This window comes from Thiospirochaeta perfilievii, assembly GCF_008329945.1.
Lineage (GTDB): Bacteria > Spirochaetota > Spirochaetia > DSM-2461 > DSM-2461 > Thiospirochaeta > Thiospirochaeta perfilievii.
The window spans coordinates 131,361-157,939 of record NZ_CP035807.1 but is presented as its reverse complement, the minus strand read 5'-3'; the positions used below and the strand labels follow the sequence as shown (position 1 = coordinate 157,939).

23 protein-coding genes are annotated in these 26,579 nt (G+C 31.9%); 21 read left to right on the top strand and 2 right to left on the bottom strand.

Features of this window, described 5'->3' with window-relative positions:
• The first annotated feature begins 142 nt into the window (after positions 1-142).
• The 16 genes from EW093_RS00730 (at position 143) to EW093_RS00655 (ending at position 18,290) form a co-directional block, all read left to right on the top strand.
• Entirely contained in the window at positions 143-865 is a 723-nt protein-coding gene (locus EW093_RS00730) for a phosphatase (protein WP_149566550.1), read from the top strand.
• Positions 859-1,434 (top strand): histidine phosphatase family protein, encoded by a 576-nt coding sequence (locus EW093_RS00725; protein WP_187759767.1) that lies wholly within the window; start codon positions 859-861, stop codon positions 1,432-1,434. The genes EW093_RS00730 and EW093_RS00725 overlap by 7 nt, the downstream gene beginning before the upstream one ends.
• Entirely contained in the window at positions 1,434-3,380 is a 1,947-nt protein-coding gene (locus EW093_RS00720; protein ID WP_149566548.1) for an adenylate/guanylate cyclase domain-containing protein, read from the top strand. The genes EW093_RS00725 and EW093_RS00720 overlap by 1 nt, the downstream gene beginning before the upstream one ends.
• Positions 3,377-5,356, top strand: coding sequence for an adenylate/guanylate cyclase domain-containing protein (locus EW093_RS00715; RefSeq protein ID WP_149566547.1), 1,980 nt, complete (start codon positions 3,377-3,379; stop codon positions 5,354-5,356). Before EW093_RS00720 ends, EW093_RS00715 begins: the two co-directional genes overlap by 4 nt.
• A 67-nt stretch (positions 5,357-5,423) precedes the next feature.
• Positions 5,424-6,137: a YebC/PmpR family DNA-binding transcriptional regulator gene (locus EW093_RS00710; protein WP_149566546.1), complete on the top strand. Its 714-nt coding sequence runs from the start codon at positions 5,424-5,426 to the stop codon at positions 6,135-6,137.
• Entirely contained in the window at positions 6,138-6,620 is a 483-nt protein-coding gene (gene ruvC / locus EW093_RS00705; protein WP_149566545.1) for a crossover junction endodeoxyribonuclease RuvC, read from the top strand.
• A complete protein-coding gene (ruvA, locus tag EW093_RS00700; protein ID WP_149566544.1) occupies positions 6,613-7,194 on the top strand; it encodes a Holliday junction branch migration protein RuvA in 582 nt (193 codons plus the stop codon). The genes ruvC and ruvA overlap by 8 nt, the downstream gene beginning before the upstream one ends.
• A 52-nt stretch (positions 7,195-7,246) precedes the next feature.
• Positions 7,247-8,239, top strand: a complete 993-nt coding sequence (gene ruvB, locus EW093_RS00695; RefSeq protein WP_246745127.1) for a Holliday junction branch migration DNA helicase RuvB — start codon at positions 7,247-7,249, stop codon at positions 8,237-8,239.
• Positions 8,214-9,236, top strand: coding sequence for a tRNA preQ1(34) S-adenosylmethionine ribosyltransferase-isomerase QueA (queA, locus tag EW093_RS00690; protein ID WP_149566542.1), 1,023 nt, complete (start codon positions 8,214-8,216; stop codon positions 9,234-9,236). The genes ruvB and queA overlap by 26 nt, the downstream gene beginning before the upstream one ends.
• Before the next feature lie 31 nt (positions 9,237-9,267).
• Positions 9,268-10,242, top strand: a complete 975-nt coding sequence (locus EW093_RS00685; protein WP_149566541.1) for a sugar ABC transporter substrate-binding protein — start codon at positions 9,268-9,270, stop codon at positions 10,240-10,242.
• Positions 10,235-11,728 (top strand): sensor histidine kinase, encoded by a 1,494-nt coding sequence (locus tag EW093_RS00680; RefSeq protein ID WP_187759766.1) that lies wholly within the window; start codon positions 10,235-10,237, stop codon positions 11,726-11,728. Before EW093_RS00685 ends, EW093_RS00680 begins: the two co-directional genes overlap by 8 nt.
• A complete protein-coding gene (locus EW093_RS00675) occupies positions 11,713-13,209 on the top strand; it encodes a response regulator transcription factor (protein WP_149566539.1) in 1,497 nt (498 codons plus the stop codon). The genes EW093_RS00680 and EW093_RS00675 overlap by 16 nt, the downstream gene beginning before the upstream one ends.
• Positions 13,202-14,224 carry a substrate-binding domain-containing protein gene (locus tag EW093_RS00670; RefSeq protein WP_149566538.1) on the top strand — a complete coding sequence of 341 codons (1,023 nt, stop codon included), beginning with the start codon at positions 13,202-13,204 and terminating at the stop codon, positions 14,222-14,224. The genes EW093_RS00675 and EW093_RS00670 overlap by 8 nt, the downstream gene beginning before the upstream one ends.
• A 146-nt stretch (positions 14,225-14,370) precedes the next feature.
• On the top strand, positions 14,371-15,489 hold the full coding sequence (locus tag EW093_RS00665; protein WP_149566537.1) for a sugar ABC transporter substrate-binding protein: 1,119 nt from the start codon (positions 14,371-14,373) through the stop codon (positions 15,487-15,489).
• Between the two features lie 84 nt (positions 15,490-15,573).
• A complete protein-coding gene (locus EW093_RS00660) occupies positions 15,574-17,094 on the top strand; it encodes a sugar ABC transporter ATP-binding protein (RefSeq protein ID WP_149566536.1) in 1,521 nt (506 codons plus the stop codon).
• Positions 17,095-17,105: 11 nt separating this feature from the next.
• Positions 17,106-18,290 carry a sugar ABC transporter permease gene (locus EW093_RS00655; RefSeq protein WP_149566535.1) on the top strand — a complete coding sequence of 395 codons (1,185 nt, stop codon included), beginning with the start codon at positions 17,106-17,108 and terminating at the stop codon, positions 18,288-18,290.
• Between the two features lie 32 nt (positions 18,291-18,322).
• On the opposite strand, the gene EW093_RS00650 is transcribed toward EW093_RS00655, so the two are convergent.
• Together EW093_RS00650 and tmk are read right to left on the bottom strand one after the other, a co-directional pair.
• Positions 18,323-18,925, bottom strand: a complete 603-nt coding sequence (locus tag EW093_RS00650) for a hypothetical protein (RefSeq protein ID WP_149566534.1) — start codon at positions 18,923-18,925, stop codon at positions 18,323-18,325.
• Between the two features lie 7 nt (positions 18,926-18,932).
• A complete protein-coding gene (gene tmk / locus EW093_RS00645; RefSeq protein WP_149566533.1) occupies positions 18,933-19,544 on the bottom strand; it encodes a dTMP kinase in 612 nt (203 codons plus the stop codon).
• 30 nt (positions 19,545-19,574) lie between these two features.
• Between tmk and EW093_RS00640 the strand changes: the two genes are divergently transcribed.
• Genes EW093_RS00640 through EW093_RS00620 form a run of 5 tightly spaced genes read left to right on the top strand, consistent with a single transcriptional unit; the run spans position 19,575 to position 26,560 of the window.
• Positions 19,575-20,651: a hypothetical protein gene (locus tag EW093_RS00640; RefSeq protein WP_149566532.1), complete on the top strand. Its 1,077-nt coding sequence runs from the start codon at positions 19,575-19,577 to the stop codon at positions 20,649-20,651.
• Positions 20,648-21,250: a MotA/TolQ/ExbB proton channel family protein gene (locus tag EW093_RS00635; protein ID WP_149566531.1), complete on the top strand. Its 603-nt coding sequence runs from the start codon at positions 20,648-20,650 to the stop codon at positions 21,248-21,250. Before EW093_RS00640 ends, EW093_RS00635 begins: the two co-directional genes overlap by 4 nt.
• On the top strand, positions 21,251-21,649 hold the full coding sequence (locus tag EW093_RS00630; protein WP_149566530.1) for an ExbD/TolR family protein: 399 nt from the start codon (positions 21,251-21,253) through the stop codon (positions 21,647-21,649).
• The gene (locus tag EW093_RS00625; protein WP_149566529.1) at positions 21,646-22,326 is read left to right on the top strand and encodes a hypothetical protein; all 681 of its coding nucleotides are present in this window, start codon (positions 21,646-21,648) and stop codon (positions 22,324-22,326) included. The genes EW093_RS00630 and EW093_RS00625 overlap by 4 nt, the downstream gene beginning before the upstream one ends.
• Complete coding sequence (locus EW093_RS00620; RefSeq protein ID WP_149566528.1) at positions 22,310-26,560, top strand: translocation/assembly module TamB domain-containing protein; 4,251 nt, start codon at positions 22,310-22,312, stop codon at positions 26,558-26,560. Before EW093_RS00625 ends, EW093_RS00620 begins: the two co-directional genes overlap by 17 nt.
• Positions 26,561-26,579: the final 19 nt, after the last annotated feature.

Sequence of the window (26,579 nt, the reverse complement as noted above, 5' to 3'; positions counted from 1 at the left end):
ATAACCGTGGATTAATACTAGGTGTATCCACATCCCCTGAGATTTTTAACAAGAATTATAACCCCGGTTTTAGATGGCTTTTTACCCTTAAGAGTAGGGAATACTCATTCCAATTAAATATTTAATCTGATATTATTTAATTATGAATTTAGAATTAGATACACACACACATACAGTAGCATCTGGTCATGCCTACTCATCATTAAATGAGATGGCATTGGCCGCTTCCCAAAAGGGACTTAAAATTATGGCAACAACAGATCATGGTCCGGCTATGCCTGGTGGAGCCCATATTTATCATTTTCATAATTTACGTGTAATTCCAAAGTTAATTTCAGGTGTTAGAATCCTCCGTGGGGTAGAGGCCAATATTATTGATTATACTGGTCGTTTAGATATTCCAACTGATATTTTGTCAGAAATGGAGTTAGTTGTAGCTAGTTTCCACGGCCCTTGTATAGAGCCCTCCACACCTATTAAAACTACAGAAGCCCTTATTAATTTAATGGAAAATAAAAATGTAGATATTATTGGCCACCCTGAAGATAGTAGGTATAGGTTTGATTATGTCAATGTTGTAAAAAAAGCAAAAGAGAGTAAAACACTTCTAGAGCTAAATAACAGTTCTCTTCTACCAACTACCTTTAGGGAAAACAGTAGGGAGGGATTAATTAAAATTTTAGAGATCTGTGGAAATGAAGGTGCTAAAATTGTTCTAGGTAGCGACTCCCATCACACTTCCAGTGTAGGCCGATTTGATATGGCTATAAAACTTATAGATGAGATTGGATTTCCCAAGGAACTTGTAATTAATCAAGATTCAGATGAATTTCTAAATTATATTTCAAGGGATATAAAGTGGTAGAACTTGTTTTTATTAGACATGGACAGACTAACTGGAATCTAGAGGGTAAACTACAGGGTATAATAGATATTCCTCTTAATGATAGGGGTGTGGAAGAAGCAATTCTTCTATCCTCAAAAATTGATAAAGAGTTTAAAAAGATCATCTCTTCACCCCTTGATAGAGCACTAAAAACAGCCCAAATAGTTAATAACAATCTAAATATTCCTATAGAGTTAGAAGAGAGGATAATGGAGCGAAATTTTGGTGAACTTGCAGGACAAGAGGCTTCTTTTGTAAAAACAATGAGGGAGTCAACAAAGGATTATGGTGTAGAAACCATTAAAGACTTTACAAATAAATTGTTAGACTTTTTAGGGGATTGTAGTAAACTTGAGAGTGGTCGTTACCTTGTTTTTACCCATGGAGGTGTTATTATTTCACTATTAAGTCACTTAAGCTCTAATAAAATAAATTGGGAAAATACCCCAATAAAGAACTGCTCTTTAACAGGATTAAAATACTCACAAAATTGGGAGATAGATTTTATTAACTCCCATGCTCTAGATATTAATAAAATTAGCTGCTAATGGGGTATAAATCTCTTCTTATTCTAATATTTATCTCAATTTCGATTCCACTCTTCTCAAATGTGGATAAGGGAGAGATTGATCTTAGATATTACAGTTTTAAAGGTAATGATCCTATATCCCTTGCTGGGGATTGGAAGGTTAGTTATAAAAATGGCTTAACCGAGTTTTCCCAGGTTCCAGGTAGCTGGAGGGGGAATTTAGGAACAGTTAAATACTCTTTAGTTGTAAAAAGCTCAGGGGTGGGTAATCTTTTATTTTCTCTATCCCAAATAAACACACAATTCACTTTCTATTTAAACTCTGAATTAATAGCATCAGATAGACAAAATAGATCCATGTATATTCCACTTACTCTTAAAAAAGGGGACAATCTTTTAGAGTTTTATATAACAAATAACACGGAAAAATTCGGAGGTTTTAGAAGTACCCCGTATTTAGGAGATTTTAATAAAGTCCTTAAAAGATACGAGAAAAATATACTACGAGATACTCTAATTTCTGGAGCATCTATAATTATGTTTTTATTCTTTTTAGTTCTCTTTTTAAATTTTAGAAACGATAAATCAACACTTTTTTTTGCCCTTATATGCCTGTTTCTAGCAATTAGAGGTGTAGTTACAAATGATAAAATTATTTTTAATTTTATTCCCAACTTATCATACTTCTGGTTAAATAAATTAGAGTATATTTCCATATATATTATACCATTGTTAACTCTGCTTTTTATTTTTCATTATTATAAAAAGAGTGTACTCCCTAGAATCTCACTGGTTATGATAGGAATTAGTACTTTTTTCCCCTTAATATTAATTTTTACTCCACCTAAAATTTATATATCCTTCCTCTATCTGTTTTACTCTTTTATAGGGCTAAGTAGTCTATTTATAATTATTAACCTAAGTTTCTGTATTAAACAAAAAAAAGAGGACTCTTTAAGAATATTAGTAAGTATTATAACCCTATTTATAGCAGCGGTATTTGACTCCTTTAATCTATTTTTTAACTACTTCGATTTTCAGATATTACCAAGTTCTATGATCGTATTTATTTTATCTATGTCCTATATTGTTTCACAAAGAGAGATTAGAAAAATTAAAAAAATTGAAAATCTAACCCTAGAAAATATTAAGGTAATTAGGTATTTAAGTAAATTTGTTCCTAACGCCTTTGTTAAAACTGTTGGTATGGGTAATATCTCTTCAATTAAACGGGGTGATGGTGTAGATAAGGATATGACTATAATATTTACAAGTATTATAGGTTTCAAAAAAGAGTTAAAACTATATAAGGCGGAGGAGACTATAGGTCTTCTAAATAGGTGTTACTCACTTATAGCCCCTATTATTAGTGATAACGGTGGCTTTATTGATAAATTTATTGATGAGACGGTAATGGCTCTTTTCCCTGGTAGACCTGAGGATGCAATAAAAGCTGTAATTGAGATAAACAAGAGATTAGAGAAATTTAATAGTTCAAACTCCTTTGGAAAGCCACTTAAGATGAGAACAGGAATCCATATTGGTTCACAAACAATAGGTTTAGTTGGGGATGAAAAAAGGGTTGATGCAACTGTAATATCAAAGGTTGTTAATACAGCTAGTAGAATTAACTCATTTACCGAGAAAATATCAAGGGATATTTTAATAAGTGAGGATGTTTATAATAAATTGGAAAATCCATCACTTTACAGTACCCTCTTTATGGGGAGAGTTAAGCTAAAGGGTAAACAAAATTTTATTGGTATATACTCTCTTTATACAAAAAGTATCCAAGAGAGTGATCGTCTTTTTAGTATAACAATGAAAAAACTTGAGGATAGTCCATTAGAGAAAATAGAACATGTTTTAATGAATATCTTAAAGATTGAACATAATCATAAACCATCAAAATATTTTTTAAATCTAATTAAAAAAAATAAATGTTTAGAGGACTTAGATAAGTGATTAAAAATATAATCTTATTACCAATTATAACTCTTTTTTTAACCTCTTGTAATTTAAACCATAATTTAATAGAGATAGATGGTAAGTGGGACTTATATAAAAATAAGTTTATAAAAACTGAAAAAATTGAGAATAATAAACCCGATTATAATCTTTATCTATCTGGAAGTAGCATAGATAAACTACAGGACTACGAATATTTATACGGAACAGTTTCAACTGAAATAGATGTTACTGTAGGGGAAAATTACACCCTTTACACCTCCGGGTTTTTCTCCTCATCTAGGATCTGGATAGATGATGTTTTAGTTGGGCAGTTTGGGGAAGTCTCAGATAGTATGAAAGATAGTACTCCTGTTATTAAAAGAGCTCTAATGAACTTTGTCCCCAAAAGTGATAAGGCTCATATTGTTATAGAGTTCTCAAACTTTCATTTTAAAAATAAATGGTTATTTAAGTGGATGTTATATGGAAAAAGCGAGGATGTAATTGATATCTATATTAAAAGTCAAAGTAAGGACTATTTTACAACAGGACTACTTTTAATCTGTTCTGTCCTATTTATATTAATGTTTTTAATTAATATAAAAAACAAATATAACCTATATTTTTCACTCTTTACCTTATCCTATGGAATAAGATCATACTTAATAAAAAATACAACAATACAGGATATTATCCCATGGGTAACATGGGCTATGGAGTTTCAATTTAACAAGGCTAGTGAGTTATGGGCATTGACTTTTATACTTCTTTTTTTTACATCCCTCTACCCATTGGAGTTTAAGACCCGTTTCTCTCTGTTTTTTACAATAATATCCCTTGCTTCATCATTTTTAGCATTTCTTCCTTTAAATATATTTAATAAGTTTAATATTTTAACAATTATGCATATAGAGGTCCTTATTGCTGGTACTTACATTATTTCAAAATTAGTTAGAACAGTAAAAAAAAGGAGAAAATACTCTCTACTGGCTCTAACCTCTATAGTTTTGTTCTTTTTATCCATAGTTTTTGACATAGTTTCAAATACACTATTTATAGCTTTTGATTATTATAGTGCCCAGTTTGTTTTTATTGTTGTTATTACAATGTTTATTATGATTGGTCAAAAAAGAGTAGAGTCAACAAATTTTATTAAAGATAAGGAGAGAATTAATGCAAATACAAGGGTTCTATTCTCAAAATTTGTACCAATAACAATTCTAAAAAAACTGGGAAATATGAAATTAGAGGATAGAGATGCCGGGGAATTTATTGTAGAACCTGTAACTATGGTTTATATAGATATTAGGGATTTTACTAAACTATCAGAGAGCTTAACACCAAAAGAGAACTTTACAATGATTAATGATTTTTATGATATTGTTGGAAATGAAGTCGTAAATTTTGGTGGATATATTGAGTCCTATGGTGGTGATGGAGTAAGAGCCATATTTGAATGTCCCCCAGACTATGCAGTAAAGGCAACCCTAAAAATAAGTGATAAGGTAGCTTCTACAACAGGTATAAGAATTGGAATGTCTCTACACTTTGGTAGAGTTGTTTTAGGTACTATTGGATCTAAAAATAGGGTACAGGCAACTGCTGTATCGGAAGTTACAAGAGTCCTTGGTTATATGGATAGTTTTAATTCGAAGATGGGGATAGAGATACTAATTACAAAATCTGTATATGCACTATCATCATTAAAAAAGGAAGATATTTTAACCCTAGGAGATATTATATTAAAGGGGGAGGATGAGCCAATAACTCTATACCAGGTTATTCCAAAGACCTATATTTTAGATCCTCTATTTAAAGAAGCATTTGAAAATGGTGTTAAAAGTATAGCCTTGAAAAACTACCCTAAGGCTTATGGATATTTCTCTCTAGCAGCAAATTATAATAACAGCCATATTTTAACTAAATATTACTTAAAAGAGTTAGAAATATTTTTTAAATTAAGGTGTATAACATTCAACCTAAAGGTATAGTTATGTTGACAGATAAAATCGAACTGTGTAAACTTTTGAAACAATTGTTATATATAAAGGAGACTTCATGTCAGGTCATAGTAAATGGGCAACAATAAAACACAAAAAAGGTGCTCTAGATGCAAAACGTGGTAAAATATTTTGTAAAATAATTAAAGAGATAACAGTTGCAGCTAGAATGGGGGGAGGAGATGAAGAGACCAACCCTAGGTTAAGAACTTCTTTACTTAAAGCTAAAGCTGCAAATATGCCTAAAGATAATATTACAAGAGCTATAAAAAAAGGTTGTGGAGAGACAGATGGTGCAATCTTTATGGAGCTTGTTTATGAAGGTTATGGCCAGGGGGGAGTTGGTTTAATAATTGAAGCCCTAACAGATAATAAAAATAGAACAAGTGCCGATGTAAAATCCATTTTAAATAAGGGTGGTGGTTCATTAGCTGCTACAGGTGCTGTTTCATACCAATTCAATAGAAAGGGTGTTATTACATACGATTTAGAAGGTAATGATTTTGAAGCGATCTTTGAGACTGCATTAGAAGCAGGAGCTGAGGATGTAACAAATGATAATGTTATTGAAGTTATTTGTGAGCCTTCTGATTTTGAAGCTGTTTTAAATGCATTAGAGGCTGCTGGATATGAGCATTTAGGTGCTGAAATTACAATGGTTCCTGATAATACAATTGAACTGGATGAAGAGAAGACAGAGAAACTTTTAAATTTAATTGATAAGTTAGAAGATCATGAAGATGTTCAAAGTGTTTCTTCAAACCTTGCCTAAGTGGTAAGAGTTATAGGTATAGACCCTGGCCTGGCAAATACAGGTTGGGGTATTATAGAGACCGATGGTATAAGATTTAAGTATATTAATCATGGAACTATTACAACTACAACTGAATTACCATCAAATTTAAGACTAAAAGATTTATATAATAAGTTATCAGAAGTTATAAAAGAGTATAAACCTAGTAATGCAGGGATTGAAACCCTCTATTTTGCTAAGAATGTATCCTCTGCACTTCCAGTTGCCCAGGCAAGGGGAGTTCAGCTTTTAGCCCTAGGTAATATGGGTATAAAAACAGGTGAATATACACCTATACAAATAAAACAAGCAGTTGTTGGGAATGGAAGAGCAACAAAAAAACAGGTTCAAGATATGGTAAAACTGCTTTTAAAGTTAAAAACTGTTCCAAAGCCGGATCATGCTGCAGATGCATTAGCAGCAGCAATATGTCATGTTCATAGTGTGAGGGGAAATGTATAATAGTTTAACAGGTAAAATTACAGAGAAAGGTTTAAGTCAGTTATGTTTGCAAGTAGGTGGTACCGAGTGGATTTTATTAACCTCATTAAATACCCTAGACAGTTGCAATGTAGGTGAAGAGAAACGACTTTTTACATATCTACAACATAAAGAGGACAGTATGACCCTTTTTGGTTTTGCAACTAAAGATGAACGCTTCCTTTTTTTAGACCTAATAAAGGTTAACGGTGTTGGTGCAAAGGCTGCCCAAAAAATACTATCTGGAATTAAACCAATGGAATTAATACAGTGTTTAGATGATGAGGATGTAGATAGACTTTGTAAAATTCCCGGGCTTGGTAAAAAAACTGCCCAGAAGATTGTTTTAGCCCTTAAGGGTAAACTTAAATTAGAAGACAACGTAGTAAAAGAGAGCTCAAGGGATAGTGTTGATAAAGAGATTTTAGACTCACTAGTTGCTATGGGTTTTGACAAGAAAAAGGCAAAAGCCGTTTTAGTTGATATAATAACAAACTCAAAAACCAGTGATGAGGGGGAGATCCTTCGTCTTTCAATAATAAAATTAAGTACCTAGGAGTAATAAAATGGATGAATTTTCAGATGAAAACTTACTCTCTGGTGAGGCTATGTTTAATGAGGATACTGAACGACTTGATAATCCAATAAGACCTAAATTATTAGAGGATTTTCAAGGACAGGAAGATATAAAAGATAACCTAAATATATTTATAACTGCAGCTAGAGAGAGGGGCGAAGCCTTAGACCATGTATTTTTAAATGGCCCCCCTGGACTCGGGAAAACCACTCTTGCAAATATTATGGCCAATGAGTTAGGTGTTGAAACCAGGGTTACATCAGCTCCAGCTATGGATAAACCTAAGGATTTAGCAGGGCTCTTAACCACAATAAGTGAGAATAGTGTTTTTTTTATTGATGAGATACATAGACTAAAACCAACAGTGGAAGAGATGTTGTATGTGGCAATGGAGGATTACGAACTTGACTGGATAATTGGTCAGGGGCCATCAGCTAGAACTATACGGATACCTATTCCAAAATTTACCCTAGTTGGAGCAACAACTAAACCTGGAAAGGTTTCAAGTCCACTTTTTACCCGTTTTGGAATAAATGTTAGAATGAACTTTTATACCCAGGAAGAGTTAAGGGATATAATTGTAAGAAGTGCCGGAATTTTAGATATAAAAATTGATAAAGACGCTTCTTTTTCACTGGCTAAGTGTTCAAGGGGAACCCCTAGGGTTGCAAATAGACTTCTAAGACGTATGAGGGATTTTGCCCAAGTTGTTGGTGATGGAATAATTACAACAAAGGTTGTAGAACAGGGTTTAAAGAGATTAGAGATAGACTCCTACGGTCTAGAAAGACACGATAGGGAGATCTTAAAGACTATAATTACAAAATATAATGGTGGACCTGTAGGTGCTGAAACATTGGCAATAAGTGTTGGAGAAGGAATAGACTCATTAGAAGACTTTTATGAGCCCTACCTAATTCAGCAAGGCTTTATTAAACGTACCGCAAGGGGCAGGGTTGCAACACCTTTAGCATATAAACATTTAGGATTGGAGTTACATGAAAATCAGCGATTACTCTTTTGATTTACCAAAAGAACAGATAGCACAATATCCCCCAGAGGAGAGGGGTACTGCTAATTTAATGGTTATAGATCGATTAGATGGTTCTATAGAGCATAAAAATATGCAGAATTTTACAGATTATATTGATGATAATACAGTTGTTGTATTTAATAATTCAAGGGTAAGAAAAGCAAGGCTTTTTGCTACAACAGATGATAGTGGTGGTAAGGTTGAATTCTTTATGTTATCAAAAACAGAAAAGAATCAGTGGGAGGTTATGGTTTCCAAGGCTAAAAAACAGGTTGTTGGGCGATCTTATACCTTTGAAGGTGGCGCTAAGGGTAGAATAACTAGGATTATCTCTACAAATCATCGTATTGTTGAGTTTGATACTGATATTAACGATGACTATCTAGATCAATACGCCCATATCCCCCTGCCTCCATATATTAAAAGAGGTGATGATAATGCGGACTCGGAACGTTATCAAACTGTTTTCTCAAAGGAGATAGGATCCTGTGCTGCTCCTACTGCATCCCTACATTTTACCCAGGATATTTTAGATAAAATTAAAGAGAAGGGGGCAGATATAGCCTTTGTTACACTTCATGTTGGGCTTGGGACTTTTGCCCCTGTTAGAACAGAGTATTTAGATGATCATGATATGCACTATGAAGATTTCTATATTTCAGATGAGAGTGCTACTATAATTGAAAATGCTAAAAAAGCTGGTAAAAAAATATTAGCTGTAGGAACAACTTCAGTAAGAACCCTAGAGTCTTCATGGGTTGATGGTAAACTATTAAGAGGAACAAGGAGTACAAATCTATTTATTAAACCAGGTTATGAGTTTAAGGTTGTAGATAGGATGTTTACTAATTTCCATACCCCTGAATCAACTCTACTAGTTTTAGTCTCTACTTTTGCAACTAAAACACTAATTGATAAGGCTTATAAAGAGGCAGTAGATAGTGACTATATGTTTTTTAGCTATGGTGATGCAATGTTAATTATGTAGACAATTACAAAATCTGCATTTAAGATAACATGTGAATTTATTTTTAAAATACGCTCCACTATTTATTGTATCACTATTTTTAATAGTGTTAATTTTATCCATAAAAGTTATGGTATCAAGCCCCTTTTATAGAGATAGTGGTGTAATTTCCTTGGAGGAAAAGAGCTCCCACTACGCTTTTTTCCTTCCGGTAGAAGACTACTCTTTTTTTAAACAGATTAAAGAGGGGGCTGTTAGGGCAAGTGAAACCCTAGACTGTTCTATCTCCTTTTTTTCAATAGATGATGATCCAATAAGTTTAGGTATGGTTCCCTATTTAGGTTTTGACGGTATCTGCCTTTATCCCTATGGAATGGATGATAAGGTAAAAGATTCAATTAACAAAATTTCAAATTATGGGATTCCCCTAATACAATTAGAGAATGAGATTGTAAGAAATGAGACTACTTTTTTTATTGGTACAAATAATTTTGACTCAGGAAAGGCTATTGGGAAAATAGCCCAATTAGCAAATAAAGACCTATACAATATTGTTTTAATCTATAGTGATAAAAATCCAGGTCTTTTATCAGGACGATCCTTAGTTGAGATGGGATTAAAATCCGTATTAGAAGATAAGGTTGATAAACTCTATGTAAGAAAGACAGACCTAAACCCTCTAGATGCAGAGAGGTTAGCTTATGAGATTGTTAAAAACTCACCAGAGATAGATTTAATCGTTTTATCCGACCCTAATGATACCCTAGTTGCAGTCCAAGCTATAATTGATAATAATCTTGTGGGAAAAGTTCAGATTATAGGTTTTGGAGATGACTCTAGAATCCTAGAGTATATAAGTAAGGATATTATATTAGGAACTATTGTAAGAAATCCCTATCGTATTGGCTATAGTGCTGTATTAGCCTTAGATGAGATAGAAAAAAATGGTTATACCTCTGCCTATGTTGATACAGGTATCAATTTAATATCTAAAAACTCATTGTTAAATGGAAAGTACAGTGATTAGAGATAAAATTAGAAACTCTTTAAAGGGTAGGCTTTTTTATACATTTATTATCTCTATTATTTTAACTCTATTCTCCTTTGGATTTAGTCTAATTAATACTCTAAAGCTTCAGACAATAGCGAATCAGAGATTTACAGATGAACAGTATTTTATAGAGATTGAAGGTGTACTAAAGGATATTCAGGCACCTCTAATATCATATTTAAGCCTATTTTCAACCCAATCCCTATCTAAAATCCTAAAAAATAGTGAACATATAAGCTCTATGATTCCCCAAGAACGACCAATTTATAATAATGAATTGGAGCTAACTAAAAGGGAGATCTATTTTTTAATAGATAGCTATTTAGGTTCTGTTGAAAATATAGTAGAGGAAAAAAGAGGGAGAAAGGTTGAAGAGTACTCTAGGGGTTTTGAAGAGTTAACCACACTATATAACTATATTTTAGATAGGATAGACTCTCTAAGTCTATTAGGATTTAGACATCAACTCTCTGAGTATAATAACTTTTTAATCCTTTTTAAAAAGATCCAGATATATAGTTTAATTTTAATTTTATTAGTTGTTACCCTTGCATTCTCTGTTTTAATGGCAAACGTAAACTCTATATCTAATCCTCTTTATAGGTTATCAGATATGGCTGATAAGATATCTGGGGGTAACTTTAGACTTGATGATATTCATATAGACTCTGTGGATGAGATAAATAGTGTTTCTATCGCATTTAATAAGATGAAAAATGGAATTAGACACTATATTGATGAGTTAAACCATCAAAAAGATCTAGAGAAGGATATAATGGCTCAAAGATTAAGTAATTTAAAAATGGAGCAGGTTTTAAAAAGAATGGAGTTATATACCATGCAGGCCCAGATGAATCCCCACTTCTTATTTAATACAATTAATACTGGGGTCCAATTAGCAATTATAGAAGAGGCGGAGAGAACTGCTGATTATATGGAGAATCTTGCAGATCTTTTTAGGTATAACATTAGAGAGAAGCGGTTTTTTGTTCCCCTGCGGAAGGAGTATGAGGGGATGTTATCCTACATCAATATCCTAAAAATTAGATTTCCCCATACCTTAGATATTAAGATGAATATTGATGAAAAGATATTAGATGATTTTGAGTGTCCAGCTATGATACTTCAACCTCTAGTAGAAAATACTATTATCCACGCCTTTAAGGATAGTGACAATGTAGGCTCTGTTTTAATATCAATAAGGGTTGTTGATCATATTTTAGAGATATCTGTAAAGGATAATGGTATTGGTATGTCTTCAGATGTTATTGATAAACTACTTATACCCCATACCCATGAGTATAAAACAAACTCAAAGGTAATGGGCCTAGAAAATGTTATTCAAAGATGTTTCTTTTTCTATCCAGGAGAGGAAATTGTAGAGATTATTAGTAATCCTGGTAATGGGACAAATATAATTATTAAAATAGATCCAGAGGTAGAACCATGTATAGAGTTGTAATTGTTGATGACGAAGAACCAGTATTAGAGAGTTTAACTTTCATTTTTAATAAGTATGTTACTGATTTTAAACTATGTGGAAAAGCCAGAAGTGGGACAGAAGCCTTAGATGTTATAAAGGCGCAGGCTCCTGACCTTGTATTTATGGATATTCAGATGCCTGGACTAAATGGTATTGAGGTAATTAAACAGTTAAGACCACTTTTTCCTAAAACTATTTTTATTCTATCTACTGCCTATGAGCGATTTGATATAGCCCAAAAAGCCATTAGATTAGGAGTCTTTAGTTACCTTGTAAAACCTGTTTCAAAAAATAAAATATTAGATGAACTAATAAAGGTTAAAATACAGTTAGACCGGGATGTAGAGGCTAAGGATAATGAGTTAGAAGGTTTTAACAAGAAGATTAAAAAAAGAGAAAAGTTTCAAAAAGAGTTTTTAACTTCCCTAATGTGGAAAAGTCCAACAATTGATGAGTGGACCATATTTGCTGATCTCTCCTTAATAAAAAGTGATAGTGCAAAAATTTACATATTTGTAGTAGATAATGATGTAAACTCATCATTAAAAAAAGAGATTTATGGGAAGATTGTTAAGAAGGTAGAGTATAAATATAACCTAATCTCTACTCAAATAGGAGATAAACTTATAACCCTATTCCCAGAGGATAGATTTCTACACAGGTTAACAGAGGATCTACAAAAGATATTTTTTGAGATTACCAATGTTAAAATTGAGATGGGTATAGGTTCATTAAAGATATATTCAAAACTATCTGAGTCTTATAACGAGGCGTATAACCAGCTTTCAAAAAACAGTATGGGGGAGATTAAAAAAGACCATGATAATGAGAGAATATTACTAATATATAGGGAGATCTCCACTGCAGAGAGGGAAAATGGTAAGATTATCTATAATGACTTTTGGACATCAATTTTTAACAGTTATGATTTTATTGTAGCAAAGGGGAAATTAGTAGCACTTTATACACTAATGTTACAAAGAATAGACATTGCTATACAAAGGGATAACAACTTTGATATAGACCCTTCAGAGCAGATTATACCCCTTAATAATATGGATGATTGGATATCCTGGAGTAACTTTGCAATTGATCGGTATTATGACTTAATGGAAGTTGTTAAAAATAACACATATCCTAAAATACTAAAACTTGCCATTAAGTTTATAACAGAGCAGTTTGATAAACCAATCCAGCTATCCACTGTAGCTAAGAAGTGTAATGTATCTGCAAGTTATCTTAGCCGTCTATTTACAGAGCATATGAATAAGAAATTTATTGACTATGTTAATCAGTATAGGATTGATCGGGCTATATCTCTTTTAAAAGAGGAACAAGTAACTATTAAAGAGGCCTCTTTTAGGGTTGGTTATCAGGATCCAAACTACTTTAGTAGAATTTTTAGAAAATATATGGGTGTATCCCCATCATCAATTGAGAGAAGGTTTAGAAATGAGTAAAAAGTATCTATACTACATTTTTTTAATATCCATAGTTATAAACTCCTGTAGTGAAAAAGAGGAGAAGTTAAAAGATAGGGTTAAAATTGGTTTCTCAACATCTTCAGAAATTTTCCTACAAGAGAGATGGAAGAGGGATATCTCAATATTTACTAGTAGTGCCAACGAGTTAGATGCAGATGTTATATTCTCTAAGTCTACAGACAATCGAAATGATCAAATTTCAGAAATATTATACCTTCTTAAGCAAGATATTGATGTTTTAGTTGTTATTCCCAGGGATAAAAATAATCTAGTTGATGTTATAAAAAAGGCCAATGATAAAGGGATACCTGTTTTGTCCTATGATAGGTTAATAAATGGGGTTCCATTGGCAGGTTATGTCTCATTTGATAATCAGGAAGTAGGTAAGTATATGGCTAAAGCACTACTCTCTAGTGCCCCTACAGGTAACTACATTATAGTTAATGGATCTATCTATGATAACAATAGTTTTGAGGTCAATCTAGGTATACATAAAATTCTAGACCCTCAGGTTGAATCTGGAAAAATTAAAATTGTTGAAGAGATCTGGCTAAATGAGTGGAGTTACGATGAGGCATTTATGTTATTAAATAATATATTTGAAAATCGGGTTGATATTGATGCTATCTCTGGGGCTAACGACATGATGGCCCAGGCTGCAATCAAGGTTTTATCCGAGAGAAGGTTAGCCGGTGAAATAACTGTTGTTGGGCAAGATGCAGATTTAGCTGCATGTCAAAGTATAATCTCGGGAACCCAAATGATGACAGTTTACAAACCTATACAAAAGTTAGCAAAAAGAGCTGCCCAGGTTGCTGTATCCCTTGGAAAGAACCAAGAGGTAGAACCTGATATGTATATTAATAATCAGAGTGAAAAAAGCATCCCATACTATATAGAAAACCCTATTCCAGTAACAAAAGAGAATATGATGGAAGTTATAGTTCAGGATAGTTTCCATAGTGAAAATGACATCTATGTAGGACTTTAGCATTTTTTTGTGGTCATAATACTGCTATATTAGCTAAAACTTTTTATTTATTTATCATAATTGAACAGATTTTATCAAAAAACTCCTATATCTAAATTGTAGAAAGAGATCAATGATTAAGATAACAAAAAACAAAAGGAGATTTTATGAAGTTATTTTTAAGAATTGCGTTATTAGCAATTGTATCCATGACAATGACTGGACTTTTTGCATCTAACAATGGTGAAGCAAAAATGGAATCAGGTGCTAAAAAGTTATCAGTAGGTATTATTTTACCAACAAAAGATGAGCCTAGATGGTTACAAGATGAAGCGCGGTTTAGAGATGCTTTAGAAAAAGCGGGATACTCTGTTGAGATCCTATTTTCCCAGGGTGACTCTGCAAGAGAGAGAGCAAATGTTGAAGCTTTAGTTGCAAAGGGTGTTGAAGTTCTAATTATGACACCACATGACGGGGCAGCAGCAGCGGCAGCAGCAAACGAAGCTCATAATGCAGGTGTTAAAGTTATTTCATACGATAGACTAATTACAAATACTGAATCAGTTGATTTTTATGTAACTTTTGATAGTTTATCTGTAGGTAAGGCTTTTGGACAGTACTTAGTTGATAACGCAACTGGAACTGGAAATAACTTATACTTATATGCTGGAGCTGCAAGTGATAACAATGCGTTTATCTTCTTCGACGGTGCATGGCAAGTATTACAACCAAAAATTGCTGACGGTACTTTTGTAGTTCAAAACTCAACAGAGGCTGTAGCACTTAAAAATAAACCAAAATTAAGCAGAGCTGAATTAGGTAAAATTATTGGTCAAGTTACAACTAACTGGGACTTTAATGTTGCTAAAAACCTAGCTGAAGCGAACTTAACAGTTGCTCCTGCTTCTGCTAAAGGAAAAGTTTATATTGCTGCACCAAACGATGGTACTGCAAGATCAATTGCCGATGCATTTGCAGCAGATAGTGATGTTACAGAGTACTTAATTACTGGACAAGATGCAGAGAAGGCTTCTGTTCAATATATTATCGATGGTAAGCAATCAATGACAGTTTTAAAAGATGTTAGAATCCTAGTTGCTGATGCTATTAAAGCTGCAATTAAGTTCCTAGAAGGTAATACTCCAACAGCTACAGGTTCTTATGCAAATGGTGCTAAGGATGTTCCTGCAATACAAACTGAGGTTATTACTGTAGATCGACAAAATGTAAAAGCAGTTATAGTTGATAGTGGTTACTACCCAGCAAGTGATTTTACTGGACTATAATTTTTTATCGATTATTTAAATTGAATAAAAGGGTGGTAGCTTCTTCTACTGCCTTTTTTTTACAGCAGATATAAAGGAACCAATATGTCAAAGAAAATAATCCTTGAGATGAGGGGTATATGTAAATCGTTTCCAGGTGTTAAAGCATTAGATGATGTAACATTTAGTGTAGAAGAGGGTGAAATTCACTGTCTAGTTGGAGAAAATGGAGCCGGTAAATCAACCTTAATGAAAGTATTAAGTGGTGTTTATCCCCATGGAAATTACAGTGGAGATATTGTATTTAATGGTGAAGTTCAGGAATTCAAACATATTAATGATAGTGAAGAGGCAGGAATTGCAATAATTTACCAAGAGTTGGCATTAATTCCTGAATTGTCTGTATATGAGAATATCTTTTTAGGTCATGAAATACATCATAATGGTGTGCTTAATTGGAATGAAACAATTAAACAGGCTGGAGATGTTTTAAAAAAAGTAGGCTTAGATATTAACCCTGAGACTCAAATAAAGGAGTTAGGGGTAGGAAAGCAGCAATTAGTAGAGATTGCTAAGGCTCTAAGTCGTGATGTTAAACTCTTAATTTTAGATGAGCCAACTGCTGCATTAAATGAAGATGATTGTGATAACCTATTAATGTTATTAAAGGATCTTCAAAAACAGGGTGTAACATCAATTATGATAACACATAAATTAAAAGAGGTTACTGCTATATCAGATACAGTGACTGTTTTAAGGGATGGTCAAACAATCTGTACTCTAGATGCAAAGGCTGGAGAAATATCAGAAAATATATTAATCAAAAATATGGTTGGAAGGGAAATTGATAATATCTATCCACCTAGGAGCCATAAAATATCAGATAAAGTACTATTAGAAGTAAAGAATTGGACAGCAACAGATAAAAATGGACGAAAAGTTTTAGATAATATGAGCCTAAATGTTAAAGAGGGTGAAATTATTGGTCTTGCGGGCTTAATGGGGGCAGGGCGTACTGAGTTTGCAAGAAGCATTTTTGGAAACCCAGACAAATATGAACTAAATGGAGACTTAATCTTAAAGGGTGCTAAGCTTGTGGCTAAACATCCAAAGGATGCTATAGAAGCTGGTCTAGCTTATGTCTCTGAAGATAGAAAAGGCAATGGACTAATACTTCAGCAAAGTGTTATGGAAAATATATCTATTTCAAACTTAAAAGAGTTAGAAAAGAGTCTAGTTATTGATACTAATGCAGAGATAAAGATCGCAACAGAGTATAAGGAGTCTCTTAGAATTAAAACTCCATCTATTGAGCAACTGGTTAATAACTTAAGTGGTGGTAATCAGCAAAAGGTTCAATTAGGAAAGTGGTTATTTGTTAAGCCAAATGTATTGATTTTAGATGAACCAACAAGGGGTATCGATGTTGGAGCTAAGTTTGAAATATATACACTTATGAATGATTTGGTAGAAAAAGGGATGTCCATAATTATGATATCTTCTGAACTACCTGAGGTTTTAGGAATGAGTGACAGAATCTATGTTGTTTCTGAAGGTCGAATTACTGGTGAGAAGCCTATATCTGAGGCTAACCAGGAAAACATAATGCAATTAGCAACAAATTAAGGAGTATTTTTATGATATTTAAAGGTCTTGGAGCAGATTTAAGAAAGCATATAAAAGATTATGGTATGTTTATAGCACTTTTCGTAATAATTGTATTATTTACGTTTTTAACAGATGGTATTTTTATATCTCCTAGGAATATTAGTAATCTACTAAATCAGACAGGTTATATAGCAATTATAGCAATAGGTATGACATTGGTTATTGTTATTAGGCATATAGATTTATCAGTTGGGTTTTTATCTGGATTCTTAGGTGCAGTTGCTGCTATAGCAATGGCATTTTGGAATATTCCTGTATTTATAGTAATACCTAGCATTCTTATTTTGGGTCTACTTGCAGGTCTACTTACAGCCTATCCTGTGGCTAAGCTAGGAATACCAGCCTTTGTCGCTTCCCTAGCTGGTTGGTTAATTTATAGAGGTGCTCTTCTATTAGTAACACTAAAAACAGGTACTATTATAATTCCTAATAAAGCTTTTAATGCTATTGGTAATGGTTTTATTCCAGATCTATTTGCATCGGATGTTTTTCTCCCTGAAATGCATAAAACTACACTTCTCTTAGGACTATTAGCCATGGTTTTTATAGTTTATAGCTCAATTAAGGCAAGAAATAGTAAAATTAAGTATAACTTTGAAGTAGTAAATACAGATGTATTTATATTAAAACAAGCTTTTATTGTTCTTATATTAGGTATTGTTACATGGATTTTAGCTGGATATAATGGTCTTTCATGGACACTTGTTATAGTTTTAGTTGTTGTAGCAATCTACAATTTTATAACTAAAAAAACTGTTATCGGTAGGCATATCTACGCTGTAGGTGGAAATCCAGAAGCTGCAGAACTAAGTGGTATAAATGTTGAAAAAATTACATTTTTAGTTTTTGGTTCTATGGGTATGTTATCTGGTTTATCAGGGATGTTATTTGCTTCTAGACTGCAATCTGCAACTACAACAGCAGGTACCCTATTAGAGCTTGATGCAATTGCTGCAGCCTATATTGGTGGTGTATCAGCTGCTGGTGGAGTAGGTAGTGTTGTTGGTTCTTTAATTGGTGCTATTGTTTACACATCTTTAACTAGTGGTATGAATCTAATGGGAATTGATATCTCATCCCAATATATTGTTCGTGGTGCTGTTTTAGCTGGTGCAGTTATATTTGATGTTGCTACTAGAAATATTAAAAAATAATTATATAGCAGGTACCCTTTGTACCTGCTTTTTTAATAGGTGTTTTCATCCATATTTTCAAATTTTGTTCTAACTTCATTTAATCTTTTTAAGTGTTTATCAATTATCTTATTATAATCTAAATCCCCATTCTCTATCATAAATGACTCATCTTCAAAGGTTATAATATCCTCTACATATAAAAACATAAACTTATCAGCATTGGCTAAACTAGACCACTCTAGGGCATCTACCCAATATTTTTTAGCCTCTAGATAGTACTTTTCGGCTTCATTTAGACTTTTAATATTATACTCTTTCCATGGAGCGTTGTAAAAATAGGCGTTGTGTTTATCTAAACTGTTAGCTAGTTGTAAAAATGAGTCTACTAATTTAAGGTTTATATGCATATACATTAAGTACCTATATTTTTCCCAATGAATTTCATCTTCAATCTTAGCTATAGCGTATAAAGGGTTACTAAAAGGAGCACTAAGTGCGGACTTTAGGTAGAATATATTTCTATTTACATCATGGGGGTACCCATAGAAACTCTCTACATATAAGTTGTAAAATCCTTCTAAATACTTAATATTATATGAATAAGTAGATACGGAAATTGAGAGTAGAGATATAAAAAGCAGTAGTTTCTTCATCTATTTATTATCGTATTATATTTAGGATCTCATTAGTAATATCGTTAGGTGATTTGTTTCCATCAATAATTTGTATATTAATACCAGAATCTTTATATATTTCTAAGGCTTTATTGTAAAAAGATACTACTTGTTTTTGAAACTCTTTAGCATCAAATAGTTCCTTCTCATCCCCCCTCTTATCTAATCTTTCTTGGCAAACTTCCACAGGAGTTGATATAAAAAATAGATATTCAGGTAGGGGGTAATCCTTATTTATATTATATACAAAGTCAAAATCACAATCTGGAGATTGGTATGCTAGGGAGCTAAATAGGTATCTGTCACAAATTACATACTCACCATTATCTAGATGCTCTATTATACCATCTTTACCATATATATGTTCATACCTATCAGCTACAAAGAGTTTACTAATAGTTTTAGCCTCTAAAGAGATTTTTTTTTGTAGAACACTTCGTATTAGTCGACCAATGTTTTGATCAGTTGGTTCAAATGTCTTAAAAACTGTTAAATTATCCTCTATAAGCTTTGCTGTTAGACTGTTAAGCTGAGTTGTTGTCCCTGCTCCATCTAAACCCTCTAGAACTATAAAATTTTTAAGAACTTCTGTTTTCATTATGACCTCTTTTAAGTAGAATAAAAAATAGTGAATATAGCTAGAAACAAGATTTTTATAATACTGATTATATACCTATTCTCTATTGGAAAAATATACACGGAAGAGTTAGTAATAACAATCCCTAAGGAATTTAATACATTTGATTACCCTCTACCTCCTTTTCCTATACAGGCTATAAATAAGTTAAGTGTAAAAGATTATACCAATCTTTTAGAAACCCCATATATAAGGGATGAGTCTCCATCACAAATATCTTATGTTTATTATAATGAGCTTCTTAGAACTGATCTTTTTAATAAGTTTAAAATAAACCAAACCTATCTTTTATCAATAAATATAGATGATTACAAAATAGGTTATGGAGTAGAGTATTTAAGTAATCCCTACTATTTAGATATAAATATAGATTATACCATAATAGATCCTCTTTTTAATGCTAAAGGTCACTATGTGGATTATAGGCTGCCAATTACTCTTGGGGCTGATTTTAGTACAGAGGATAAGTTTTTTTCAATCTATGGTAAAAACAGTAACTTTAACCAGAACTGGAGCTTAGATTATACATTCCTAGAAGGTGACTCTATAGTTAATTTGCAGTATGAAAAAAAATATGGATTATATAGTTATACTGATTTGAGCTACTCACTTAACAATAACTTTTATGGTTCCCTAGGAGTAGGGAATAAAAATATAATATTAGGTTTAAGCCTAATAGGCATTAATCCTATGTTGTATATAGACTTAAATTATAACCTTGATAAATTACAACTACTTTTTAATACTAACATTATTAGTAAAAAGTTTAACTATAAACCATCTATTAACTTTAACTTTAATAGGGAACTCTCTATTGGTTCAGGTATTAGTATTAATGTTAATAAAAGTTATAATCTACTCCTGGATTATATATGGTTAAATTGTAGCTTTATTAAAGATGATTTAACATCTATAATTTCATTAAACATCTATAAACCAAATATGTACGATCTAAATTTTGAATTATCTATTAAGGATTTAGCCATTGGTAGTTATATAAGATATACTTTAGACCATACAGATGACTCCCTTGAGGTTTATATTAAATATAAGGTTGGAAATAAGTGAAAGAATTACTTTTAAAAAACATCATTGCATTAATACCTATTATAACTCTTTCTGTTATATCATTATCCCTAATTATATATAAGGCTATTTACTTCTACTCAATACGAATTAAAAGTCAAAAAAAGATAAATAAATCACTAAATGAGCTACTAAAAGGGGATTATATAAAAGCTTTAAAAACCATAGAAGATGATAAATCCCCCACTGCTGATATTCTTAGGTATGAGTGCAAACTACTTGGTGAAGGCAATAGAGAAGTTTTCTCCCATAAAGTTGAAGCCTTTGGTCAGCGTAAAATATTTGAAATGGAGAAGTTTGTCCCCTACCTATCATCTATTGCAAATGTTGCTACACTACTAGGTCTTCTTGGAACAGTTATAGGGATGATTTTTACATTTTACGATATGATGATATCAGAGAGTTCAGACCCCTATACTCTGGCAGGCGGTATCTCCCAAGCCCTAATAACAACAGCTGCAGGTTTAATAACAGCAGTTCCTGCAATTCTATTTTACTCAATCTACATATCCATAATAAAAAGGCATATAAGCTCTATGGAGAGTTCTTCATCTGAAATATTAGCAGCTAAGGAGTCATAGTTGAAACTTAACTCAACCCTAAGTGATGAGAGTGTTTTATTAATTACACCCCTAATAGATATTATGTTCTTAATTCTTATCTTTTTTGTTCTTAATAGTAGTTTTACAGAGAACAGAGCTATTGAGGTTGATATTCCTAAAACAATTACAGGTTCAGCCCTAGGGGATATAGAGTCCCATATAGTGTTGACCATAGAGAATAGAATATTTATAAATGAAGTTGAAACAACAAAGTCTGAATTTTCCGTAGCACTTTTACAAAGTATAGGTTCAAATAGTAACCCTATAATTATAATAGAGGGTGACAAGGGGATCTCCTATGACTTTTTAATGAGCATAATGGATAGAGTTAAAGTCCTAGGTTTTGATAATATTTCACTAATTGTAAATAAGTTATGAATTTAAAATATCCTCTAATAATTTCCCTCTCTTTACATCTTATACTATTGTTTGCCCTACTACTTAATCTGCCTCAGGATAATAAGGTTGAGGAAGATAGTAGAATAAAAATAGAACTTATTAAAAAAGAAGAAGAAATTATAGAGGATAGTAGTGAGTTTAATAAAGAATCAGTCGATATTAAAGAGGTTGATACTAGTATAACAACTACTGTTGCAAAACCCAAGAAGAGTGACTATTTAGATGAATTCATAGATATTAGCCCAGATCTAGTTATAAATAGTAGCTCTATAACTGATAATTTAGATAGTGAAAACTTTGGTTTTGATATAAAAAACTTTGAGAACTCCTTAGAGGAATTAAAACCCTTAGATTTGTTTTTTGAGGATGAAAAGAGTGAAGATCTAAATATAACCTGGGATGGTGATAATAGGGAGATAGTTAATAATGCAGTAATTGATTTTACACAATTCCCTAAAGAATCATTTACAGGTGTTGGAGTAAAGGTCGAATTTATGGTAAATAGTAAGGGCGAAGTCTATAGTCCAAATATCATACCGCCTGGTTCTGGTTCTGTAGAGTTTGATATACTAATTATTCAATACGTAACAAAATTTAAATTTAGTGCTAGTAGTGATATAAGTAGAGGGGAAATATTTATTGTCTATAAAAAATAGTCTTTTAAATCATATAATACAGATTTTTTCCCTACTATTTGTAATATTTTTTACCCTGTTTGTTTTTAAACCAGGTTTAAATAAAATACAGGATGAGATCTCCTCCCAAAAGGATAGTTTGATAGAGAGTTTAGAACATAATAGCGGGTTAGAGATAAAGTATGATAGTATGTCCCCCCTAATATTTGACTCCATTGTCCTTAATAACGTTAAAATAAATAACATAAAAGGGGATAACTTTGTAAATGTCTCAAAATTTACAGTTAAGCTTAATCTATTTACTATTTTACGAAGTGTTCTTTTAAAAAGTAGAAATAGTGACTTTATCTCCTCTATTGATTTAAGGGATGGAAATGTAGGGTTAAATTTTGGGGATGAGTGGATATATTCTCTTTTTAAAGGTGGTGACATTAGTGATCCAATAATAACAACCAAACTATTTTTAAAAAATATTGATGGATTATTAACATGGGGAGATTTTAATTTAGATCTCTCAAATATTAAGGGCTCAATATCTGCTAGAGATAAAAGATACTATCTCAATTTAAAAACAAACTGTACCTTTAATTCAGATTTAAATACTCCTTTTAAGTATATATATAGTGATATCTCTATTTCAGGTTTTTTAGAGAATAGTATAGTTAATCTAGACTCAAAATTAAAACTTAGAAACACATCTTCTGATATAGGTGTAATTGAAGATTTAGACCTTGGAATTAATATTGATAGTTTAGTCATCTATATTAAGGATTTAAAGGGATCACAAAATAGTTTTATCTACGACTATCCAAAGTCTGAGATGTTTTTTAAAGTTGATGTTGATAAATTTAATATAAATGATGTATTTAAACCCTATGATAAAGAGTTAATTCCTCCCCAAATAATGAATAGTAACTTCTCCGGTAGTGTAAAGGGTGCATACGATCTTATAAATGAAACTTTTATCTATAGTGGTAAGGGTGAATTAAATACACCAGATATTGTAGATGGTAAACCTCTTAGGGCCCAGGTTAATCTTATTGGAGACCTAAGCTATGTTACATTTAAAACCCTTAATCTCTACACCCATTTAGGTTACCTAGGGTTTAATGGTGGTTTAAATTTAACAAATATGTTCCCTAATGGTAGGGTATATCTTAGGGGTATTAATTTAGGTCAAGGGGTATTATTTGACTCAAATATAAAGTTAGATGTTGTTAATAATAACTTTATAAATGCCCAGTTTGACTATATCCTTACAGAAGGTATTAAAATAAGTAATATCTCTTCTGTTATATATATTGACGATACTGATATTAGTTTTCAGGCACTCAAGGAAGATTCTAAGCAGAAACTATACATATCTGGAAACTATAATAAAATGGACAAGAGTATTACATCATCATTAAGCATAGAGGATCTAAACCTAGATCTTTTTAAAAATATTGATATTCTTAAAGGATTTGATAAGTTTTTAAATAACAAATTATCCTTAACCGGTGATTTTAATATTAGGGATAATAATATTAGTTATAATGTAAAAGATATTATATTAGAAGACTATGATAACTCACCAATTCTATCTGGAGAAGTAAGGGGGAATAATAGTAACTTTAGTCTAGATAGTTTAGATATTCGATTAGATGATATCGGTTTTGTTGGAAGAATAGATGGTAAAAAAATAGATGATACTCTCTTTTTAAAAGTTGACTCCCTAATTAATGATAATAAGTATAAAGTAGATGTAAGTATAAATCCTAATAATATAAAAGCAACAGGTTCCTATGGGCTTAATTTTGAGTACTGGTTTGAGGATTCGAAATTTATAAACTTAAGCCTTGATAATTTCCCTATTAAGTATAGGAACTATGATCTTGAAACATCTTTAACTGGTAAATTAGCTCTTTTAGAGGATGATAGTTTTTTAATATCGGTACCAACTTTCTCTGGAGAGTTTAAAAGTGATATTTTACCCTTTAATCCAATTGTTAATCTCTCCTTAGATGGTTCAAATAAAAACTTAAATATATCTAACTTCTCTATAACGGATAATATTTCCACGTTAAGAGGTGGATTTAATATAGATTTTACAGAGAGTGGTTACATCTCCATTTTAGGTAACTTAAAAGGGGAAAATAGTGAGGAATACAACCTTAACTCCCTAATAACCCCTGATCTTAAGGATCTCTTTATCGATTTAAATATTAAAAACTTTTTATTAGACAGATTAGGAATTCAAGGTTTAAAGGGTAGAAGTGATCTTAATGTTAATTTGGAGAAAAAAGATAATAAATTTAGTGGTGATGGATCAATTAATGCAAAAGAGTTTTTTTATAACTCAAGTATATCTAGCTTAGGTGTAGAGTTTAAACTTAGCGAGGAGTTAATTACATTATTAAATTTAACAGGTAAATTTAATAATAATAATTTAAGTATCCCTCTAATTACGTATAACTTCTTTACAGGGGATATTTTAGGAAAGGCTAATTTTAGTAATACGAGTAGTAATTTAAACCTGTCATCGGATATAGCTATTGACCTCTCTATAAAGCCTGTTAAGGATATATTCTCCTTTGATAGTAATATAATTGAGGATATTAATGGGAGTATAACACTACTTGATTTTGTAGTTAATGATAGCACTCTCTTTAGTAATAAAAACCTTCGTATTTTTAACAATATCTCCGCACTTCAAATCTACTCCATAGATCGAAACCTAAAGTTTATCCACTCCCATAAAACAGGTTTAACAAACCTAAAAATTAGTAATCCGTATTTTGCAGATCTTAGCATGTCCGGTTACGTAAATGATGGAGATATAGACCTTTCATTTAAGGATATTGTTCTTGATGGGGGATTTATTAATAACTTTCTTCCTAATATTGTAGATTTACAGTCCCTATATCTATATGGACAGTTTAACCTCCATGGCCCAGTAAATGACCCGGTAATAAATGGTCTATTATGGGCTGATACTAAGTTTAATCTCTCCTATATTCCTGATGAAATTAGGGAGACAAGGATAAATCTACGTTTCGTAGATAACGTTATATCTCTGTTGCCAAGTAGTGTAGAGCTTGAAGGTGGGGGTGGTATTTCTCTCTCCGGTGAGGTTGTTTTAAGGGAGTTAGTACCAGAATCCATGCTTTTTGAGCTGAAGATAGATAAAAATAGAAGCATTCCTATACTCTATCCCTACGGAAATATTGTAACAGAAGTTGGGCTATATACTCCAAAAATATCCTATTTCTGGGATAATTCAGGCTCTATAATAACTGGCGATGCCTATATACAAAATAGTGAGTTTTATACAAAGATAATTAATGTAACAGAAGATGATTCTAAGAGTGTTAAAGAGAGTAGTTCAGGTATTGAGTTAGACTTAAATGTTGAAATTGGAGCAAATAATAAATTGTATTGGCCAAATAAAAACTTCCCTATATTAGATGCAACATTAAAGCCTGGGGATAAAATGAGTGTAAAATATAACTCAGTTTCAGGGGAGTTTAATGTATTAGGTCGAATTTCAATTATTAATGGGGAAGTTGACTACTCTGGTAAACCCTTTGTTTTAAAAGAGGGAGAGGTTATTTTGAACTTATCAAAAGATCAGATTAACCCCTACTTAAAAATAATTGGTTCTAAAACTGTATTAGATGATAATGAGAGACAGGTTGAGGTCCTTCTAACCTTTGAAGGTGGTTTCTTCTCAGATTTTAAACCAACATTTTCATCAAATGATCCAACTAAAACAGAAGAGGATATAAGCAGTTTAGTAGGACTTGCATTTGTAGGAGATAGTCTATCTCTATTAGGAGCTGATGTAGTTGATGAAATTTTAACATCATATATAACTACTTCAGTGGAAGAGGGAATAAAAGACCTAATTGGGGTAGATGATGTTAAAATAAAGTCAGGTTTTATATCCTCACTATTAACAACAACCTTCCCAAACATCTTCAACATTACAAATAATTCATTTGATGAAGGTAGTGAATCCGTATATAATCTATCACAAATGTTAAATAATACTAGTTTAACAATTGGAAATTTTATTACAGATGATTTATTTGTAAAGGGTTCTATAAGTTCTATATATGAAAATGAGGAGTTAAACTTAGGAGTAAATTTAGGTTTAACACTATATACTCCCTATTTTCAATTAGGTTTAAGTATGGAGCCCAAAATGTCTGATAACTACATATTTGAACCAGAATTAGGTTTATCTATAGAGTGGATTTATAATCCCCAATAGGGTTAATTAAGGAGAATTA